The sequence below is a fragment of the Herpetosiphon sp. NSE202 genome, assembly GCF_042688385.1.
Classification (GTDB): domain Bacteria; phylum Chloroflexota; class Chloroflexia; order Chloroflexales; family Herpetosiphonaceae; genus Herpetosiphon.
Map to the genome: position 1 here is coordinate 144,041 of NZ_JBHUPY010000001.1, position 17,705 is coordinate 161,745.

Annotated in this window: 14 protein-coding genes; 4 read left to right on the top strand and 10 right to left on the bottom strand. The window is 49.0% G+C overall.

The features are described from left to right. Positions 1-108 precede the first annotated feature (108 nt). From ACFMKP_RS00595 to der, 4 genes are all read left to right on the top strand, one after another. Positions 109-1,680, top strand: coding sequence for a DUF512 domain-containing protein (locus ACFMKP_RS00595; RefSeq protein WP_382288083.1), 1,572 nt, complete (start codon positions 109-111; stop codon positions 1,678-1,680). Positions 1,681-1,726: 46 nt separating this feature from the next. After that, positions 1,727-3,442: an HD domain-containing phosphohydrolase gene (locus ACFMKP_RS00600; RefSeq protein WP_382288085.1), complete on the top strand. Its 1,716-nt coding sequence runs from the start codon at positions 1,727-1,729 to the stop codon at positions 3,440-3,442. Positions 3,443-3,566: 124 nt separating this feature from the next. Further along, positions 3,567-4,907 carry a THUMP domain-containing protein gene (locus ACFMKP_RS00605; protein WP_382288087.1) on the top strand — a complete coding sequence of 447 codons (1,341 nt, stop codon included), beginning with the start codon at positions 3,567-3,569 and terminating at the stop codon, positions 4,905-4,907. Between the two features lie 42 nt (positions 4,908-4,949). Then, positions 4,950-6,317 carry a ribosome biogenesis GTPase Der gene (der, locus tag ACFMKP_RS00610; RefSeq protein ID WP_382288089.1) on the top strand — a complete coding sequence of 456 codons (1,368 nt, stop codon included), beginning with the start codon at positions 4,950-4,952 and terminating at the stop codon, positions 6,315-6,317. Positions 6,318-6,438: 121 nt separating this feature from the next. Here der and ACFMKP_RS00615 read toward each other — a convergent pair whose 3' ends face one another. From ACFMKP_RS00615 to proC, 10 genes are all read right to left on the bottom strand, one after another. Then, positions 6,439-7,050 carry a hypothetical protein gene (locus ACFMKP_RS00615; RefSeq protein ID WP_382288091.1) on the bottom strand — a complete coding sequence of 204 codons (612 nt, stop codon included), beginning with the start codon at positions 7,048-7,050 and terminating at the stop codon, positions 6,439-6,441. A gap of 812 nt (positions 7,051-7,862) precedes the next feature. Next, positions 7,863-8,579, bottom strand: coding sequence for a hypothetical protein (locus tag ACFMKP_RS00620; RefSeq protein WP_382288093.1), 717 nt, complete (start codon positions 8,577-8,579; stop codon positions 7,863-7,865). Continuing rightward, positions 8,552-9,430 (bottom strand): ATP-binding cassette domain-containing protein, encoded by an 879-nt coding sequence (locus tag ACFMKP_RS00625; RefSeq protein WP_382288095.1) that lies wholly within the window; start codon positions 9,428-9,430, stop codon positions 8,552-8,554. The genes ACFMKP_RS00620 and ACFMKP_RS00625 overlap by 28 nt, the downstream gene beginning before the upstream one ends. 12 nt (positions 9,431-9,442) lie before the next feature. Further along, positions 9,443-10,288, bottom strand: coding sequence for a hypothetical protein (locus tag ACFMKP_RS00630; RefSeq protein WP_382288097.1), 846 nt, complete (start codon positions 10,286-10,288; stop codon positions 9,443-9,445). A 6-nt stretch (positions 10,289-10,294) separates the two neighbouring features. Continuing rightward, on the bottom strand, positions 10,295-11,134 hold the full coding sequence (locus tag ACFMKP_RS00635; protein ID WP_382288099.1) for a hypothetical protein: 840 nt from the start codon (positions 11,132-11,134) through the stop codon (positions 10,295-10,297). Between the two features lie 55 nt (positions 11,135-11,189). Next, the gene (locus ACFMKP_RS00640; RefSeq protein ID WP_382288101.1) at positions 11,190-11,588 is read right to left on the bottom strand and encodes a hypothetical protein; all 399 of its coding nucleotides are present in this window, start codon (positions 11,586-11,588) and stop codon (positions 11,190-11,192) included. 531 nt (positions 11,589-12,119) lie between these two features. Continuing rightward, positions 12,120-13,268: an acyl-CoA dehydrogenase gene (locus ACFMKP_RS00645; RefSeq protein WP_382288103.1), complete on the bottom strand. Its 1,149-nt coding sequence runs from the start codon at positions 13,266-13,268 to the stop codon at positions 12,120-12,122. Positions 13,269-13,477: 209 nt separating this feature from the next. Beyond that, the gene (locus ACFMKP_RS00650; protein ID WP_382288105.1) at positions 13,478-14,731 is read right to left on the bottom strand and encodes a hypothetical protein; all 1,254 of its coding nucleotides are present in this window, start codon (positions 14,729-14,731) and stop codon (positions 13,478-13,480) included. Beyond that, a complete protein-coding gene (locus ACFMKP_RS00655) occupies positions 14,728-16,344 on the bottom strand; it encodes a Mur ligase family protein (RefSeq protein WP_382288106.1) in 1,617 nt (538 codons plus the stop codon). Before ACFMKP_RS00655 ends, ACFMKP_RS00650 begins: the two co-directional genes overlap by 4 nt. Positions 16,345-16,418: 74 nt before the next feature. Next, the gene (gene proC / locus ACFMKP_RS00660) at positions 16,419-17,234 is read right to left on the bottom strand and encodes a pyrroline-5-carboxylate reductase (protein WP_382288108.1); all 816 of its coding nucleotides are present in this window, start codon (positions 17,232-17,234) and stop codon (positions 16,419-16,421) included. Positions 17,235-17,705 lie beyond the last annotated feature (471 nt).

The window sequence follows — 17,705 nt, forward strand, 5'->3', positions numbered from 1 at the left end:
ACGGCCCTTGATAATTTGACGCGATAGAATGCGGATGAGGCGCACAATGCAAGGTGCGCCTTTTGTGCGATTAGCCGCCGCGCTTAACGCAGTAAATAGTGATGTGCTATGGAATATCAACCAAATCTTAGTAATATTCGACCAGGCAATGGCGGGGTTATTCAAGCAGTCGCAGCAGGCAGCACTGGTGCGCAACTTGGGCTACAAGCTGGCGACGCGATTCTGCAAGTCAACGGTCGGGTGATGCGCGATGTGATTGATTTTCGCTTTGCCATGACTGAAGATCAGGTTGAGTTGCTGGTGCGCCAAGCTGGCGAAGAACGTAGCATCCAATTAACCAAAAACCCCGATGATATGCTGGGCCTCGATTTTGTCGAGCCACTCTTCGACCGCCTCCGAACCTGCAACAATAAATGCCCGTTCTGCTTTTTAACCCAAATGCCCAAAGGATTCCGCAAAACACTCTACCTTAAGGACGATGACTATCGCTTGTCGTTTTTGTATGGTAACTTTGTAACATTGACGAATCTCAAGGAGGATGACTGGGATCGGATTGCAGAACAGCGCCTAGGCCCGATGTATATTTCAGTCCACGCAACTGATCGCACGCTACGGGCAATTCTCCTCGGCAAACCCGATGTGCCCGATGTGCTAGCGCAAATTCGGCGCTTGGGCGATTTGGGCATCGAGGTGCATACCCAAGTGGTGGCATGCCCACAGTTAAACGATGGCCCGGCTTTGGCCCAAACCATCCATGAATTGGGCCAGTTGTTTCCAATTGTCCAAAGTATTGCGATTGTGCCAGTTGGCCTAACCCGCTATCGCTTTGAAGGCAAGAAGCCGCAAAGTATCAAAGCTGCCATCCGCGTGCACGAAAGCGCCGAATGGATTGATAGCAACTGGGAAGCCCAGCCAATTTGGCAAGAGGAAGCGCCAGTTGCCAACGAGCTGTTTCAAGCTGCCAAAGAAGGCAATCTTGGTTTTTGCGCTCGCTTAGGCGCAGCCACCGAAGTTGAATTGCGGCCATATCGCGGCGATGAAGCCGCTGCGGTAATCGACATTTGCGAGCCGTTTCAAGAATATTACATGGCCGAACATGGCTCGGTCTTGGTCTACCCTTCCGATGAGTTTTATTTGTTAGCTGGCCGCGAACAGCCAGATGGCTCGTTGTACGAAGGCTACGATCAATTAGAAAACGGCGTTGGTTTGGTGCGCCAGTTCCAAGACGAATGGGCCGAAATTGTGCCTTCACTGCCAAAAGCTGTCGATAAACCAACCAAAATGCTGATGGCGTGTGCCACCTTGGCCGCGCCAGTTTTGCAACAAGTCGCCGAGCAACTTAGTCGAATCGAAAACCTGACTGTTGAATTATGCCCTGTCGTCAATCAATTTTTTGGCGATATGGTGACCGTTTCGGGCTTGCTGACAGGCGGCGATGTTGTTGCCGAGTTACAAAAGCATGGCCCGGCTGATATTGTGATGCTGCCGAAAGTGATGTTTGATCACTCCGGAACTCGCACAATTGACGAATGGACTGTTGAACAAATTGCAACCGCACTTGGTGCGCAGGTGACCATGGCCCGCATGCCGCATGAAATTCGGCGGGTCGTGCGCCAACTTAGCCGCCAAGCAAAACCGCGCTCGCAGCGCCGTTTCATGGCTCAGGCTTCAATGCGCTAGCCCACCAACCACCTGCGAGTGCTACCCAACCCAGTGGAGCATGAGTATGACATCGCAGACGGTTGTGCAGGATAGTGCCTTTGAGTTGGAACACGTATTGGCGGTGATTGAACGGGCCGATGCAATTGCTAGTAGCATGACGCTCGACCCATTACTGAATCGCATGTTGGATTTATTAATCGAGATCGCTGGCGGCGAAGCTGGAACGCTCTATCTGGTTGAAGCAGACGAGATTGTGTTTCAGGTTGTCCACGGCGATCCCGCCAGCCAACATTTGATTGGCGTGCGCTTGCCGATAGATGTTGGCTTGGTTGGCGCAACAATTGCCGCCACTCAGCCACTCTGGATCGAAGATATTAACAACGATCCGCGCTGGGATCGGCGTTTGGGCGAGGCCAACAACCTGCAATTGCGCTCGCTCTTGTCGTTGCCGCTCTTGCTCGAAGAACAAGTCGTTGGCGTGATTCAGATTTTCAATCCGCAACGCTCGGAGCCACGCTTGCTTAAATTGTTGGGCAATCGCATGGCCGCCGAGGTGGAAAAAGCGCGCTTGTTGAAAAAAAGCCAGCAACGCGAATCACGCTTGAGCGCCTTGGTCGAGATTGTTGGCCATATTGGCTCGACGCTCGACCGTACAACCTTGCTGAATTTGATTATTGATTATGCACGGATTTTGCTCGATGCTGAAGCCAGTTCGTTATTTTTGACCGAGCCTGAAAGCGGCGATTTGATTTTGCAGCATTCGACTGGCTATATGCACGAACGGGTGCAGGCGGTGCGCTTGGCCAAGGGCCGTGGCATCGCTGGCTATGTTGCTGCCACTGGCGAGACGATCTGCGTTGGCGATGTCAAACGTGATCAACGCCACGATGGCAGCGTTGATGAGATGACAGGCTTTGCTACGCGCTCGATTTTGGCAGTGCCATTGCAGACTCGTTGCATTACCTTTGGCCGCGAACGTGCCCAATCTGAGGAGCATCTGATTGGATGCATCGAGGTTTTGAATAAACGCGCTGGTCGGTTTGATGCCGATGATACCTTGTTGTTGCAAACCTTGGCCCGTCAAGCAGCGACAGTGCTGGAAATTGCCGATTTGTATGCCGATGTTAACGAGCTGTTTTTGGATGTTATTCAAGCGCTGACGGCGGCGATCGATGCCAAAGACCCGTATACCGAAGGCCATTCCATGCGGGTTTCGGAATTTGCGGTGGCAATTGCTGAAGAGTTGGAGCTAGACCCAAGCTTTATTCATCATCTGCGGATTGGCGCAATTTTGCACGATGTTGGTAAAATTGGCATTAGCGATGGGGTGCTGAAAAAGCCTGGGCGTTTGACCGACGCTGAATTTGGCGAGATGAAATCGCATCCTGAAATTGGCGAACGGATTCTGGGCCATATTCGTATGTTGCAAAGCGAGTTGCCGGTGATCATTCAGCATCACGAGCGGCTTGATGGCAGTGGCTACCCGTATGGTTTAGCCCGAGGCCAAATTTCGCTTGGCGGGCGAATTGTAGCCGTCGCCGATGCCTTTGATGCCATGACCTCTGACCGACCGTATCGCAGAGGCTTACCAATTGAAGAAGCGTTTCGGCGTTTGCGCGCAGGAGCCGACACAGAGTTTGATGCAGTCTGTGTTGAAGCGCTCTGGCAAGCAATAAATCGTGGGCGAGTTCGTTCGCAACGCCTGCGTGATGATAGCGGCGAGCATCGAATTATCAACGATGTCGCGCCATTTCGTACTCCCCTAACACCATCGGCTTGAGCAGGCTGGGTCATTCGGGCATTTGCGCGGGCTAATGGTGGGGTTGGTTGTCAGCAGATTGCTGCTTGACATAGATTTAGTCTGATGAAAGGAAAACTCGCATTTTGCGCGAGTTGTAATAGATATGCCATTCCAACGCCCAAAACGCCGTAGCCCAGAGCGCGGCCCGCAATCAAACTCACGCCCTGCACGGCCTGGCCGACCTGGTGCACGCTCCAATCAAGCGCCTGCTCGTGGCCCACGCCATGATTCCGCTGGCCGCCCAACTGGCGCACCAAGCCGTGGCCCACGCCATGATCCTGCTGGCAGCCCAACTGGCGCGCCAACACCTGCCGGCGCACCACGTCGCCGCGCCTTTGTGCACCAGCCAACCGTTGATATGAGCCGCCCGTTGTTTGCGGTGCAAACCCAACCTGGGGTTGGCCAATTGTTGTTGGCTGAAATTAATGCCACCTTGCAAAAACCAATGTTGGTTGCTCAGCGCCATGTCACCCAAAAAGATGATATGTTGCTGTTTCACACCGACACCAACTCTAAAGAATTGTTTAATCTGCGCGCTGCCGAAGATTTATTCGTGGTTGCCGCGCGGGCTTTCAACATCGCTCCTGACCAAGGCGGCTTGAAGCAAATTCACGCTTCGGTCAAAAATAGTATGTTGGTGCCAACTGCGCTGCGGGTTTTCACCCTCAACGGCGGACGCACACCCAAAATCACCACGTTTCGGGTGGTTACGCGGGTAACTGGCAAACAAGATTTTGCCCGTAAAGCCGTGGGTATCGCCGTGGCCGATGCGGTGCGCGATTCGTGGCCAGGCCGCTGGAAATTGGTCGAAGAAGAAGCTGATGTTGAAGTATGGGTTACGCTGTTTGGCAGCGAAATTATTGTAGCGATTCGGCTTTCGACTGGCGGCATGCGCCATCGCATTAACCGCATTGTTGATCGGCCTGCAGCGTTGCGGCCAGCAATTGCGGCGGCGATGGTTCGGCTTTCCAATCCACAGCCCAACGATGTATTTTTGGATGCTATGGCTGGCACGGGTACGATCATTGCTGAACGAGCAGCAGTTGGGCCGTTTGAGCGGCTGATTGCTGGCGATAAAAGCCGTGAAGCCGTCAAAGCCTTGAGCAGAAATCTGGCAAGTGTCGGCGGCGATTTAGCAATTCGCCGTTTAGATGCAACTGACTTACCATTCCAACCAGGCGAAATCAACAAACTCGTCACCAATTTGCCCTTTGGTAAACAAGTCAACAATATCGATGAATTGCATCAATTGTATTCCGGGGTGTGTGCTGAATGGGCGCGAATTGTTGCGCCTGGTGGCATGATCGTCGCGCTAGCCGCCGAAATCGATGTGCTACGCGAAAAAATTAATGCCACCCCTGAATTACGAGTTCGTGGTACCTTCCCAATCGCTGTGTTGGGCCAAACCGCCACGATTGTGCAACTTGAACGTCGTAGAATGTAGCGATGGTTGCCCTTGGGCAGCGATGGCGAAAGAGGTATAGTTATGGAAAAACCAATTGTGGCGATTGTTGGCCGACCGAATGTTGGCAAATCGACCTTGTTTAATAAGCTGATTGGCGAGCGCCGCGCAATTATTGCTGACGAAGCTGGCACAACCCGCGACCGCCAATATGGCGAAACGATTTGGAATGGTCGCGTCTTTACGATTGTCGATACTGCTGGTTTGTTGGTTGGTGATGACGACCCAAACTTGCCGTTGGCCGAAATTGTGCGTCGCACCCACCAACAAGCGCAACTGGCTATCGATGAAGCCGATGTCATTGTCTTTATGGTTGATGTACGCGAAGGCTTGATCGCTGCTGATGAAGAAGTGGCTGCTTTGTTGCGCCGCAGCAGCAAGCCCGTCGTTTTGGGCGTAAACAAAGCCGATACCGAAGATCGCCGCCAAAATGCGGTTGAATTCTACAACCTTGGCTTGGGCGACCCAATTGCGTTGAGCGCCTATCACGGCACTGGCTCAGGCGATTTGCTCGATGAAATTGTGCGCAATTTGCCTGCTGGCCAAGAAGAGGAAGAGGACGACAATTCGCTGAAAATTGCGATTGTCGGGCGGCCAAACGTCGGTAAATCGAGCTTGCTGAATAAATTGGTCGGCGAAGAACGGGTGGTTGTCAGCGATATTCCTGGCACAACCCGCGATTCAATCGATACCAAATTGACCTATAAAGGCACGCCAATTACCTTGATCGATACCGCTGGGATTCGGCGGCGGGGTTCGATTGAGCAAGGGATTGAACGCTACAGCGTGTTGCGCACGATGAAAGCGATCGAGCGTTGCCAAATTGCCTTGCTGTTGATCGATGCCAAAGAAGGCCCAACCGCCCAAGATACCCACGTGGCTGGGATGGTTTTGGAAGCCAACAAAGGCTTGGCGATTATTGTCAACAAATGGGACTTGATCGACAAAGCCAAATTTAGCTACGAAGATGCCAAAACCACAATGTCGGAAGTATTTCACTTTGCGCCATACGCACCAATTGAGTTTATCTCGGCCAAAACTGGTCAGCGTGCAACCAAAGTGCTCGATATTGCCCAAACTATCCAGAGCGAACGCGCCAAACGGATTAGCACCTCGGATATTAACAACCTGTTGCGCGCAGCGGTGCGTGAACACCCACCAACAGCTATGCACAAAGGTGCACACTTACGCTTGTTCTATGCAACCCAAGCGCAAGCCGAGCCACCAGTCTTCTTGTTCTTCTCGAATGCGCCTGAACAAGTGCACTTTGGCTACAAGCGCTATCTTGAAAACCGCATTCGCGAACAATACGGCTTTATTGGCACGCCAATTATTTTGGTGTTCAAAGGCCGCGAAGAAGAGCAAACTGTCTCGGTTTCTGGCAAACGCTAAGTATTTTTTAGCCTAGTCAATTAAAACAGCAGCGCAATCAGCCATGGTTGAGCTGCTGTTTATTTTGGTATTAATTTCCAAATAATGTGCTCAACTATTAACAATCCAAGCATCGAATTAATTAAAATACAGTTGCTGGATAATATATGTGGAGCATGACCACAAATTGCTGATAGCCAAGATACAAACTGAGGCAACTCAGTGCGAGACCCAGCCCAATCCAAGCTGGTTGGATGCGCAGTGGTTCAGCGGTTTTAACCCACATGCACTTTGCCAGATAGCCAAACCAACCCAAGCCCGCTAACCCAAGGCTGGGCAAAATCCATGGAATTGGGTCAGCCCATGCATATAAAAACACATTGGTGCTGGGAATAATTGCCAGCCAACGCAACGGATAAAAGCCCGAAGTAATTGTTCCTTTGACAATATGCGTGTTTAATAGCAGCACAACAATAAAAACATAGAACCAGTAGCCAATTGCGGTTACTAAACCCAACCAATGCTGGTTTCTTAACCATAAAAGCAAGCCAAAGATAGGTAACATACTGAAGAAGCTTTTAATCAGCAGTGCTAGCGGAAAACGCATTTCCATCATAATTGCTTGATTCATATGTGGTAATTGAATTCCGATTTTTCCATTGCCACCAAATAAAAACATAATAAGCGCACAAATAGTAATAATAATCAGGGTTGCAATACTATAGGCTAATAAGCGTCCAAGACTATAATTCACCAGATTATAGCGTGTACTCCATACTATTTCATGCACTTGCCGATTGTGTTTGCTTTCGTGTACAAAAACAATTGCTAAGCATGCACAACATGTTGGAACCATAATATAACTAAGATTGCTATTAAGGCCTAAAAGGATACTAAAACATAATATAAGAGTTAGCATAATCCATAAAAAGCGATTACGGCTGATATTTCGTAACGAGCCAAGACAGAATGTTGAAACCATAAGCCAACGCACTCCTATATTCAATCAATCAATGATAATTATTGGAATTTTTATCGATTTAACCTGATTGATAGAACCGCTTTTGCTGCTGGCAGCGATATAGTGTAAAAACTGCAATGATTGGGGGCAAAATAAAGGTAATCGCATTGGTAAACGATAAGATCGTGGTTGGTTTTAGAATATTTGCAATTGTTTGTTGATTAACCGAGATAATTTGTTCAATTAACGGAGTACGAAATGAGCTTGAAAATAAATTATCAAATACTATAATTATGATAAGATGAATTTCAATTGAAAAGAATAGAATGTAGAGATAATGATATATTTTTATCGATGATAATTTGCGCGTTAAAAACACTAGGATTACTGTATAAATTAACGAAGGTATGCTCAGAAATATACAAATAACAATAAATAATTGAATAAGAATTAAAGTGTGATTGTTAAATGAAACTAGAAATGATATGCTTAAGTAGATGAGAAAGGCAATCAATGCATACAATAAAGCTTTTTTAATCCCAAACCAAACTATTTTGGCTAATGGAATCGATGCTGAAGGTATTGTATACATCAGCCGCTCCTGTTCACTCGGTTCTGGGCAAAATCAGGGCTTCTTCGCGGCCATACAACCACCAAGCCCACAAGGCCGTAATCAGCCCCAAACTGCCAAGCATGAGCACATTCCAATGCCGCTCAGCCAGCAATACCTGAAAAGCAGCATGGCTATCTAAGGGGAAGAAAAGATATTGCTTAATTTGCTCAAGCCGCGTGCGCTGCTTCATAACCATTGGCAGCCACCAAAATGGCGCAACCCATTGGCTCAAGAGAATAAATGAAATCAACATTGCGCCAATCAGGCTGTAGCGGGTGATGCGGGTAATCCAATGGCCAAGGCTGAGCGCGCTAAACATCAACAAATTGCTATAGCCGAAAATCAACCAATCGTTGGCCACAAGCCATGTGCAGAGCATTGCAACCAACCAACTTGGGCCAATGATCAGGCAGCTACGCATCCACCACAAGCGCCGAATGCCAAGGCCGGTCGCAGCACTTAGTTCAATAGTTGGATCGTCGATTAAACAGCCAACACTCAGCCAGGCAATAATGGTTGGCATAATTGCTTGCACAACCAGCATTGCATTGTGATAGCTGGCGGTCAGCGCCCAGACTGCCAAGAGGGCCGTAATGCTTAAACTGCTGATCCAGCGCCAACGCACGATCCGCGCTTGTAAACGCCAAAGCGCCAAGGGTTGGCGCAGGCTAGGGTTGCGATTTAGGCGCTGGCTTGTTGCATCATCCATAGGTAGGCTTCCTCTAGGCCAACGCTGCTGGCTGGTTTGGCGTTGCTGCCTGCTGGCGGCTGGCCGACAATTCGGTAATGGTAACCTTGCTCGTCGTTGCTACTGCTGACAATTGCCAATTGTTGGTCGTAGAGCGGGGTCGGGCTGGTAATTTCCCAACTTACTTGAGCTGCGCGGGCCTGCTCTAACAGCTCATTCAAGCCGCCTGCATATAAAATGGTTTTTTTGAGCATAATTACTTGGCGGCAGGTTTGCACAATATCCTCAACAATGTGGGTCGAGAAAATCACCAAGCGCTGGTTGCCCAGCCCTGCCAAGAGATGGCGAAAGCGCAGCCGCTCCTCTGGGTCTAAGCCAGCGGTTGGCTCATCGACGATCAGCACTTTGGGATCATTCACGATTGCTTGGGCGATACCAAGCCGACGTTGCATGCCGCCTGAGAGTTGGCGGGTTGCTTTATTGGCATGGTCGCTGAGTCCAACATATTGAATGCTACGCTCAACCGCTGCTTTGCGCTCAGCAGCATCGTGCATGCCCTTGAGTTGGGCGATGTAATCGACAAATTCGCTGCATGTCCAAGTTGGGTAAAAGGCTGGATGTTGGGGCACATAGCCAAGTTGTTGGCGCAGTTGAGCCAATTGTTCAGGCTGAGCTAAATCGCAACCTGCGAGGCTGGCGCGGCCTTGTGATGGCTGCAAAAAGCCTGTCAAAACCCGAATTAAGGTCGTTTTGCCTGCCCCATTTGGCCCAAGTAAGCCAATCATGCCACCTTCAAGCTGCACATTTAATTGCTCAAGCGCTTGATACTTGCCATAATGTTTGGAGATATTTTCAAGCTGAATTAAACTCATCGCTCACCTTCCTTAGAACACGCTTGCTGGATTATACATGTGGAGCATGGCCACAAATTGCTGATAGCCAAGATAGAGGCTGACACAACTCAGCGCGAGGCCCAGCCCAATCCAAGCTGGTTGGATGCGCAGTGGTTCAGCGGTTTTAACCCACATGCACTTTGCCAGATAGCCAAACCAACCCAAGCCCGCTAACCCAAGGCTGGGCAAAATCCATGGAATTGGGTCAGCCCATGCATATAAAAAGACATTGGTGCTGGGAATAATTGCCAACCAACGCAACGGATAAAATCCCGGGGTTATTGTTCCTTTGAGAATTTCTGGGCTAAGCAAAATAACAAAGGCAAAAATGTATAACCAATAGCCAATTGCGGTGATTAAACCTAGCCAATGGTTCTGGCGTAAGCAGAATAACAACGCAAAGATTGGTAACATACTCAAGAAGGTTTTGATCCATAATTGCCAGGGAAAGCGCATTGAAATAGTTACATGTTCACCGTTATGCTGCAAAAAAGTACCAATATACCCATTATTGTCATGTAAGAACATTACAATTTCACAGAGTCCAATAATAATCAGGGTAGCAATACTATAGGCTACTAAGCGACCAAGGCTATAACTTACCAGATTATAACGCGTGCTCCATACTATTTCACGCACTTGTAGATCGCGTTTGCTTTCGTGCACAAACACAATAGCTAAACATGCACAAGATTGAGTAAATAGTGTATACATAATATCGCCACTTAAGCCAAGAAAAGCACTAAAAGCTATTAATAACGGCAACATAACCCATAAAAAGCGATTATGGCTGATATTCCGCAATGAACCAAGGCAAAATGTTTGGATTAGATTCATCAATTATTACCTTATCAATTGATACTGCTGCAACATATCTTTAAATAAGATCTCACCGGTAATGAAACAAATGAGACCTCCGATTGCTAATCCTAGCATTAACGGCTTAGAAAATGATACTGGTAAGCGCTTCTTATATCGATAATCAAGCCAAAAGCAATAGCTTGAAAATAATATGAGTACCAACCCAAGGGTTGGTAGTAGCCAATACTGAGTTGCAGCCCAGTAAAATTGATGAACATTAAAACTTGGGATGAAATTTAATATTTTGAGTGGATTACTTGAATTTTCTAATAATAAATTACGTAAATAACCACGTATTGCTATCCCAATGAATGAAAATAACCAATAACTAATAGCAATAAATATACTTAATCTGGGTTTATTTCGTAGCCATACTAAACCAGTTAGTATAATCGAATTTGCTGCAAATACTTTACTCATTAATGGCCAAGGATTTTGGCTAAAAACTCGCAAGTAAAGTCCATTGATCGTAAATCCTGCACTTTGACCATCTGAAAATGGAAAGGTCGCACCCCAACATAATAATAGAATACAGATTGTAGCGATAAGGTAGGCAATTAATTGTCCAGTTATTAATTGAACTGTATTATAATTTGTGCTAACAATTTGTTCTTCAATTTTTTGAATATATCGATTTTCCTGCGCAAATATAACTATGAGACAAGCACTGGTTGAAAACATTAATATTGATAATAGTTCTGCTCCAAAGCGTTTATCAAGAAATCCTCCGAAAGCTATTAAGAGCGGAATCATAATTCGAATAAATCGGCTTTTCCAAATTGTTCTTAATGAACCTTGAATTGTTGGAATTAATTTTTTCATATAGTATTATATGGTCGATGTATGTTTAAATCCATACATCGACCAATTTAAATTCCTATGGATGATTTACCGTGCTATTTGTATTTTTTACTTCATTAGGATTTGACCAAGTATGACTAGCTGATACAGCCGCTGTATGTAATCCATTTGCATCCCATACACTACATTCATCATAGGCTTCGCCATGAGCGGTTGACGTTGAATCATTAAACGAACATGATCCGCCACTTGGCCCAAAAACATTCATATGCCCATTGACTGTAAGACCACGAGCATAATTATAATTTTGAACGCCAGTTCTGCCTCCACCTACTACTCGTGCTGGCCATGCGCGCCATGAGTCGCTACTATGGTGTGTTGACGGGTTAACTGCCGCTGCAAACGCCTCTCCTGCATTAGCCGCACCTAAAACGATTGCTAATGCAATAATCCCTCGACTGATGAACTTAACCATGATTCTTCACTCCTGATAAGATAATCATTGATTTTATAATAGAAATAATTATTTTATTTGTAAATAGTTAAAAATTTACCCCTAAAATATTATAAATTTTGAATTAAATGCAAAATAAATACCTAATTGGCATATAAACAACTACTATTTTAAATTGCAATCGGATATAAATACTTGTGTGTTTGTGTATCCTCTTGGGTGCTGAATTATTGGGAATAACAAAATAAACCAAATAATTATTTGGAATGAGGCGAGGGATTGAATAATGAAGGAGTTTGATGGATGATTATGTGGAATAATCAACGGGCTTCTCTCGCAGCCAACTGTTGCCCACGATTATAACGAAATTAGTTTTCCTGTCAAGCAATTACCGTGCTGCTGATTAATATGGTGTAATCAGCAGCATAATTTAGCTAGCTATTTAGCTTTATTTACGGAAATTTTTTAAGCTATGCCAATTAATTTCTGTTGCTCTCATCTCAACCCCTCACCCGCGCACGGGCGAGGGGCTTCTCGATACTGTAAGGGGAGCTAGGCTAATTCGCCAAGTAGGCCACGCGAGATGACCATGCGTAGAATTTCCGAGGTGCCTTCGCCAATCGTCAGCAAACGGGTATCGCGATAGTAGCGCTCAACCGGATATTCGCTGCTATAGCCGTAGCCTCCAAAGATTTGGACTGCGTTGCGGCAGGCCCGTTCTGAGGCTTCCGAGGCGTAGAGCTTGGCAATCGCTGCTTCGCGAGTGAAGGGCTTGCCGTTTTCTTTGAGCCATGCAGCGCGTAAAATCAGCAAACGAGCAGCTTCCAGCTCGGTATCCATATCGGCCAGCATATTGCTAATCGATTGATAGCTGCCAATCGCATGGCCAAAGGCTTGGCGTTCACGGGCATAGCTGACTGCTGCTTCCATGGCCGCAACGCCTAGGCCAATCGCCATTGCGCCAATCGAAATTCGCCCGCCATCAAGCACTTTGAGGAACTGCACAAAGCCATCGCCCTCGGCTCCAAGCAAGTTTTCGGCTGGCACGCGCACATTATCAAAGGTGATGGCGTGGGTATTCGAGCCACGCAAACCCATTTTATGCTCTGGGCTGCCAAAATGTACGCCAGCTGTGCCTTGAGGAATGATGATTGCGCTAATGCCACGTTTGCCACGATCTTTATTGGTGATTGCAGTAACAATCAAGTGGCCAGCTTCAGCAGCGTTGGTGATCCACATTTTTGCGCCGTTGATCACCCATTCGTTGCCTTCGCGCACGGCGGTGGTGCGGGTCGAGCCTGCATCTGAGCCTGCATGTGGCTCGGTTAGGCCAAACGCGCCAAGGTAGCGACCTTCGGCGGCAGGCCGTAAAAATTGTTCTTTTTGTTGATCGTTGCCAAACATGGCAATTGGGGCGCTGCCTAAACCAACGTGAGCCGCATACGAAAGTGCGGTCGAGCCACAACAGCGGGCAATCTCCTCGACGGCGAGGGCTGCACTAATCGCATCGGCTCCTGCGCCGCCTAATTCTTCGGCAAAAGGCAAGCCCATCAGGCCAGTATCGGCCATTTTTTTCCATGTCGAGGCCGGAATTTGGGCTTTTTCGTCAACCTCTTTGGCTTTGGGCAATAACTCACGCTCAGCAAATTCACGTACCGTTTGACGCAGTTCTTGCTGTTCTTGGGTTAACTGGAAATCCATCGAGCATATCTCCTATGATGTTGGTCGGCTTCGTTGCCTCCCTGTAGTATACCAAGAAGTTAGTAGAAGGATGAAGGATGAGGGATGAAGGATGAAATTTAACCACGAAGGACACGAAGAGCACGAAGGTTTCTAAACCTTGTATTCTTACAATATCCCCAAACTTGTTTTTGATTTCTGACTTTTGATTTTTACTTTCATCCTTCTAATTAGGTTTCCTCATCGATAAAAGCCACATGGCGGAAGGTGGTTTGGTCTTCGATGCTGGCCCCGAGTGCCCCGACGATCAGGCCAATCACGGTGACGGTGCCAGCTAAGGCCAGATTACGCTCAAGCGAAAGCGTGGCAAAATCGGTCCAGCGCTCTGCTAGCTCGTTGGGTACAACCCAAATCACCAGCATTGCCGCGCTGATCAGCAGCAGCACCATTGAAAGCATTGCGCCTAAAATCGTCAGGATAATTGCAAAATCGGTGACGACGACTTGCTCGGTTAGCCGAAAACGGGTGCGCCGCGTCAGCAAGCGTTGGCGAGTAACGACGAAGGTTGTGGTGGCGGCAATCGTAATTGCCAATGCTCCAGCAACTTCATCGAACGGCAAGCGCACCCCAACATCCCAGACCTCGGCGGTAAACAGCAAAATCAGTAAGGTTGATAAGGCTGCGCCAGTGAATTTGGTCAGGTGCCAGACCAAAATCCATGGCCGATTGCGCACGACTGCTGCAAGAATTTCGCGACCTGAACGGGCCAGCACGCGCAAGGTAAAAAAGAAGGGATTGCGCGATGATTCGCCGGTTTCTTCCACCCGCAAATCAGCAACTTCGGTCAGCGATTCGAGCATCCATTCGCGCTCCTCGCTGCTAAAATCCTGTACCGTATCGAGATCTTCGGGCACGCGCGGCACGCTCATTGGGCTACTTGGCTCGTCGCTATGTGGCAAGGCCAATAAATCGCCAAGCAAATGTAAAAACAACGCCCAAATCCGCTTACTGAGCACCAATTCGCGCTCAGCTTTGCGTACCATCGAACGCTGGGCGGTTGGATCGAGCCGCGCCGTTGAAATGGCGGCTGCATCAAGGCCGCTGGCTGGCGTGCCGAGCGTATATTGCTTGCTCAAGGCATGCAAATCGGTGGCGGTGAAGGCGACAGCAAAATCCCAGCCTTTGGTCAAGCGCTCGGTCACCGCCATATCGATTAAGCGAATTGGTTCGGCCAAAACATCGCCAGGGTCGGGGTCGGGGCGCACGACGATTGGCAAACGCCACGAAAATTCGGGCCAGCATTGGCGCAAATAATCGCGGGTTTGCTCGCGGGCAGTCCGAATTGCGCCCTCGTCGATTTTTTCGAAGGTGCCGATCAGCACCCAGCCAATTTCGACCAACGGGCGCTTGGGAGCTTGAGCTTCGCGCGGTGAGTTCCACAGATATTCAGCTTGATCAACTGGCTCGATCTGCGGTTCACTCATTCAGCACGCTCCCATGCTTGGGCCATCGCAATTTTGCTCAGCCGATCTTTATACACCAGCCAGAGCAATACATCACCAGATTTGGCATTGTTGGTTAATTCGGCGAAGGCGTTATCGTCGCCTTCAAGCTCGGTGATTGCGCTTGGATCTAGGCCCGCAGCGCTGGCAGCGGCGATCATCAATGGCTCTAACGTGCCTGGTTCGCGCCCACGCAAAAACCACGGATCACGTTTGAGTACCAAGCGATCGACGTGCTGCGCGATGATTGTCATTTGCTCTTGAATTTGCTGGTCGGTGCGATCACCGGTGCCACTAAAGACCATTGCAATCTGGCCAGCGGCTGCGCGCAATGGCTCGGCACTGGCCAACAACACGCGCAGGCCATCGCTGTTGTGGGCGTAATCGATCAACAAGGTAATGCCATCACGCTGAAATTGGTTCAAACGGCCTGGGTTGTGCTCAGCATTTGGTTGAAATCCAGCAAGGCCAAGCGCAATCTGGCCTGCACTTAATCCAAATGCGTGCAAGGCTGCTGCTGCTGCCAAGGCGTTGGCAATATTGTGCTGAGCCACGCCACCGAAGCTTAATGGCAATTCAGCCACAGCAATTAATGGTTGAATGTGGCCTGCACTGGCAAGCATCAATTGATCTGCTGCCAGAAACACACAGCTATGTTGGACTTGCTGCGCTTGGAGAATCAACGGATTGTTGGCCTGCAAACTAAACCAAATAATTGGCGCAGGAGCTTGCGGCGCAACCACCTCAATCAACACCAGATCATCAGCATTCAAAATGACAGCTTTTTGGGCAGCGCGCACAATCGTAGCTTTGAAATGGGCCATTTCGGCGACTGTCGCCAAGCCACGATCGGGCAAATGATCGTCGGCAACATTGGTCAAAACCGCAATATCACAGTGATCGAAAGCAATGCCACGGCGCAATAAACCACCACGTGCGGTTTCGAGCACCGCCACCTCAACTGTTGGCTGACTGAGTACCAGTTGCGCCCCGCCAAAGCCCGTCCAATCGCCATGCTCAATTGCGTGATTATTGATCCACACGCCGTCAGTATCGGTGCGTCCAGTATGATAGCCAGCGGTGCGCAAGGTAAAATCGATTAAGCGAGTGGTGGTAGTTTTGCCGTTGGTGCCGCTAATGGCGATAATCGGCAAAGCTTGATAGGTCGTTTGGTCAAATTGGACGGCGTTTTGGCTATGCACGCCATAGCCAACTAGCCAGCGATCGTCAGCGCGCCAAAGTGGCAAATGTTGTTCACGCAAAGGTTGCAAGTTACTTGACACTTGTTCTTTGGCAAGCATGGCCTGAATCTCGGCGGTACTGGCGGCCTCGGTAGTGCCCGCGACTTGTTCAAGCAGCAGCGCCAAACTTTCAGGCGTTGTGGTTGCCCACGTGATGGCAAACTCACCAAGGCTTGGGTGTTGTTGGATGTTTGGCTCAGCAGCCTTGATGCCAGCGCTGCTCAGCGCATGGGCTACCTGATCGAGCCAAACCTGAATTTCAGCCAGATTTCCGACAAGCCGAACTAAAGCTACCTGGGCATGGGCATAGCCATTTGGCCCTTCAAGGGCGCGAATATCACGAAATTCCAGCATAGGCCACCAACCTTAATCCAGCACGAATGTAGGCTTAATGGTACATGGACAGCCCAAAAAAGCAATTGCGCTTGTTACTCGCCGCCAAGCTCGCGCGCCCGCCGATAGGCTGCCCAAACCCCATCGGCCAAGACCGTGCGCAACCGACCTTTTTCAAGCTCGTAGAGCGCGGCGGCGGTTGTACCACCAGGCGAGGTAACCATATTGCGCAATTCGGCAACGTGCTTGCCCGATTGCACCGAGTAGCGCACCGCGCCAATCACGGTTTGCTCCACCAGTTGGGCGGCGATGCGGCGCGGAAAGCCCATATGCACCCCTGCATCAATTAAGGCTTCCATCACCATAAAGACGTAGGCTGGGCCAGTGCCAGATAGCGCTGTGGCCATATCCATAAATTTTTCATCTTCGACCTCAACTTCTTCCCCAATTGCGCTGAGCACAATTTTGGCCCAGCCCCGGCGAGCCTGATCGAGGCCTTTGCTAGCGGTCCAAACCGTAATGCCCTCGGCAATTTGGGCTGGAGTGTTGGGCATCGAACGAGCAATGGCGCTATGGCCAGTGGCTTCGGCAATTTGGCGCATTTTCACGCCCGCTAGTACCGAAACAATCAGATCATCGCTTTGAAACGCTCCATTAAGTTGGGGCAGCACTTGTTCGGTCATTTGGGGCTTGATGCCTAAAATCACGACGTTACCCCAGGTTGCGGCCTCACGGTTATCGCCGGTGGTGGCAATGCCCCAGCGTTGCGATAATTCGCGCCGCCGCTCAGGGCGTGGCGTGGCAGCTAAAACTTGGCTTGGTTGTACCAATTCTGCTTGCAATAAACCGCCGATAACGGCCTCGCCCATTGTGCCTGTGCCAATAACTGCAATATTGAGGTTGGTTAACATGGTCGGTTATTCTCCATGAGTAGTTGATTGTTCACAGGCTGCATTGCCTAGCCGCCACACTGCGGCAATGTTCGTTTTGATCCCAGAAGCGGACGAAGGATGGAAACCGCGAAGAACGCAAAGGACACGAAGGTTAAGTTTTTTAGCCACAGATTTTTAGGATTGGGTTCTTGCTAGCCCAAAGCCATGAACATTTTTAGCCACGAATTCCACGAATGCTCACTATTCATCCTTCATCCTTCATCCTTCATCCTTTTCAACTCTGCGCCGCTGCGTTAAAAATTGATCCAAGAAGGAGTCGAAAACCGCAAAGAACGCGAAGGCCACGAAGGTTAAGTTTTTTGGCCACAGATTGGCACAGATTTTTAGGATTGGATTCTTGCTAGCCCAAAGCCTAGAGCCTGGCCCCTGAACCCTAGCCCCTTCATCCCTCATCCTGCTTTTGATTTTTGCCTTCTGCCTTTTGCCTTC